The organism is Mesorhizobium sp. M7A.F.Ca.CA.001.10.2.1, assembly GCF_003998575.1.
GTDB lineage: Bacteria > Pseudomonadota > Alphaproteobacteria > Rhizobiales > Rhizobiaceae > Mesorhizobium.
In genome coordinates, this window is sequence record NZ_RZQY01000760.1 from 1 (window position 1) to 2,637 (window position 2,637).

Below are 2,637 nucleotides of genomic sequence, written 5' to 3' on the forward strand. Positions count from 1 at the left end.
GGCTTCAACGAGCGTTGCCTTGAGGGTGATCTGAGACACGCCGGCAAGGGCCCGCGAGACGAGGCAGCCCGCCTTGGCGGACTGTGCAAGGCGCTCGAATTCATCTGCGGCGAGTCCTGCGGCCTCCACCTCGGTTTCGAGTTCGATACGGGTGATCGTCGGCCCGGCCGCGGTCGCGCCGAGATGCACCTTGGCGATCGTGTGGATATTGCGGGCAACATGGCCGGCGCCGCCCAGTATGGCGCTCAGCGCCATCGAGAAGCAGCCTGCATGCGCTGCGGCGATCAGCTCTTCCGGGTTGGTGCCCGGACCGTTCTCGAAGCGCGACGGGAAGGAATAGGCGCCTTCGAAGACGCCGCTGCCGAGCCGCAGCCGGCCCGCCCCTTCCTTCAGCGTGCCTTGCCATTTGGCCGAGGCTTCACGAATTGTCATTGTCGTTCTCCCTTGGTTTGAGGACTTGATGGGTCAGGCGCCGTCGATGATCACCTTCCCGAAGACGTCGCCCTGCTGGAAATAGCGGTAGGCATCGCCGGCCTCGGTGAAGGCGAAGACCTTGTCGATGACGGGCCGCAGGCGATGCTGCGAGACGGCGCGCAGCATGGCTTCGAGATTGGTCCGGTTGCCGACGAACAGGCGGCTGATGGTGGCGAGGCTGCGCTGGTAGAGTGCCGCCGGCAACTGGATCGATCCGCCTTTCGCATCCTGCAGCGTCAAGAGCACGATGTGCCCGTAAAGCGTGCTGGCGATCAGCGACTGGGCGAAGGTCGCCGGGCCACCGGTCTCGATGACGAGATCGATGCCGCCGGTCTGGTCGCGGACGGTCGCGCCCCATTGCGGCATATCCGATGTCGAAATCACCAGGTCGGCGCCCAGCGCCCGCAGCCTGTCGGCTTTCTCACCGCGCGAGGTGACGGCGGCGACATGGCAGCCGAGCAGCTTGGCGAACTGCAGTGCAAAGAGCGAGACGCCGCCCGAGCCGACGACCAGAACCCATTGGCCGGGCTTCGGAATTCCGGCGCCCGTCACGGCATTCCAGCCGGTCAGGCCGGCACAGGTCAGCGTTGCCGCCTCATGCCAGTCGAGATGATCGGGCAAGCGCACCGCCCATTGTTCGTCGAGAACGGCGTATTCGGTCAGCATGCCATCCAGCGTGCAGCCGAGTTGGTCGACGAGGCCGGCATGGATGCGGCCGTCGATCCATCGGGGGAATAGCTGCCGGTCACGCGGTCGCCTACGGCAAAGCGGGTGACGGTATCGCCGATGGCGACAATGTCACCGGCCCCGTCGCTCAGCGGACGCCTTGGCGCGGCGGCAGCGGATAGGTGCCGTTGAGGATCATCGTATCGCGCCGGTTGAGCGAGGTGGCGCGAACGCGCGCCACGATCTCATGCGGCCTCGGCTCCGGCTGCGCCGTGTCGCGCAGCATCAGGGGTTCGGTCCCAGACCCTTCGAGACGGTAGCTCCGCATGTCGTTCTCCCGAGAAATATATAGACTGGTCTACATATTATGTAGACCGATTGTCATATTTTGCGCAAGGCCTATAATGATTCCTGCTGACAGAGGTTGACATGGCCAACGACACCCGCACCCGCATACTCGAGACGACTGGGCTGCTGCTCAGGCAGCGCGGCTATCACGGCACCTCGCTCAACGACATATTGAGCGCCAGCGGCGCACCGCGGGGCTCGCTCTATTTTCATTTTCCCGGCGGCAAGGACCAACTGGTCATCGAGGTGACGCGGGCCAGCGTTGCCGACGTGACGGAGAGGCTGGGCGAAGCGCTGGCTGCCGAAAAGTATCCGGCGGTGGCTGTCCATCATATCTACCAGTCGGTGGGACGCATGCTGGAAGACAACCAGTTTTCGCTCGGCTGTCCGATCGCGCCTGTCGTGCTGGACTCGCCCACCGACGTGCCGGAACTGGCGGAGTTGTGCCGCTCGGCCTTCGAACAGTGGATAGGCCTGCTGCGGGACGCCTTCGTCAGGGCAGGGGTGCCCGAGCGCCGCGCGCATGCATTGGCACTGCTGGTCGAATCGTCGCTGGAGGGGCTGATGGTGATCGCCCGCGCCACCCACGACCGCGCCCCGGTGCAGGCTGTGGCCGATGAGGTCGCAGCGCTGATCGAGCAGGCGGTGCTCGCTGGAGCAGGCCGCAATCGCGACACGGCGATTTCCGCGGCCGAGATACCATCATCGCCGGGGTCCTGATGTCGCGACGCGCCTGATGCCAGCGGAAACATTAGTTCAATGTCGCGCCAAGCGTTCCGCGCGGTGTGTCGCCCCAATTCAAGTCCTGGCAGTGCTATTAGTGAAGTAAACGTCCTGGCAGAACAAAAAGGGCGCCTTTCGGCGCCCTTTCCGTAAGCTTAGCCAGATTGGCTGGATTAGAAGTCCATGCCGCCCATGCCGCCCATGCCGCCGCCCATGCCGCCAGGCATGCCGCCGCCGCCAGCCGACTCCTTCTTCGGAGCCTCCGCGATCATGGCTTCGGTGGTGACGAGCAGGCCGGCGACCGAGGCCGCGTCCTGAAGAGCCGTACGGACAACCTTGACCGGATCGACGATACCCATGGCGATCATGTCGCCATATTCACCGGTCTGGGCGTTGTAGCCGAAGGTCGCGCCCTTGTTCTCAAGG

General features: G+C 64.6%; 6 protein-coding genes. 1 reads left to right on the plus strand and 5 read right to left on the minus strand.

Translation table 11 applies throughout. The features are described from left to right. From EN964_RS31285 to EN964_RS38885, 4 genes are all read right to left on the minus strand, one after another. Positions 1 to 432: OsmC family protein (locus EN964_RS31285; RefSeq protein WP_164776130.1), on the minus strand; the 432-nt coding region annotated here is incomplete at its 3' end. Between the two features lie 33 nt (positions 433 to 465). Then, on the minus strand, positions 466 to 1,140 hold the full coding sequence (locus tag EN964_RS31290; protein WP_236383101.1) for an NAD(P)-dependent alcohol dehydrogenase: 675 nt from the start codon (positions 1,138 to 1,140) through the stop codon (positions 466 to 468). After that, a complete protein-coding gene (locus tag EN964_RS39475; RefSeq protein WP_372958881.1) occupies positions 1,134 to 1,292 on the minus strand; it encodes an alcohol dehydrogenase catalytic domain-containing protein in 159 nt (52 codons plus the stop codon). Before EN964_RS39475 ends, EN964_RS31290 begins: the two co-directional genes overlap by 7 nt. Continuing rightward, positions 1,289 to 1,468 (minus strand): hypothetical protein, encoded by a 180-nt coding sequence (locus EN964_RS38885; RefSeq protein WP_236383100.1) that lies wholly within the window; start codon positions 1,466 to 1,468, stop codon positions 1,289 to 1,291. Before EN964_RS38885 ends, EN964_RS39475 begins: the two co-directional genes overlap by 4 nt. A 101-nt stretch (positions 1,469 to 1,569) precedes the next feature. Here EN964_RS38885 and EN964_RS31295 point away from each other — a divergent pair, with 101 nt between their 5' ends. After that, the gene (locus tag EN964_RS31295; RefSeq protein ID WP_127272631.1) at positions 1,570 to 2,208 is read left to right on the plus strand and encodes a TetR/AcrR family transcriptional regulator; all 639 of its coding nucleotides are present in this window, start codon (positions 1,570 to 1,572) and stop codon (positions 2,206 to 2,208) included. Between the two features lie 176 nt (positions 2,209 to 2,384). Here the strand turns inward: EN964_RS31295 and EN964_RS31300 are convergent. Further along, positions 2,385 to 2,637, minus strand: a 253-nt coding sequence (locus EN964_RS31300) for a TCP-1/cpn60 chaperonin family protein (RefSeq protein WP_281059583.1), incomplete at its 5' end; no start/stop codon positions are given.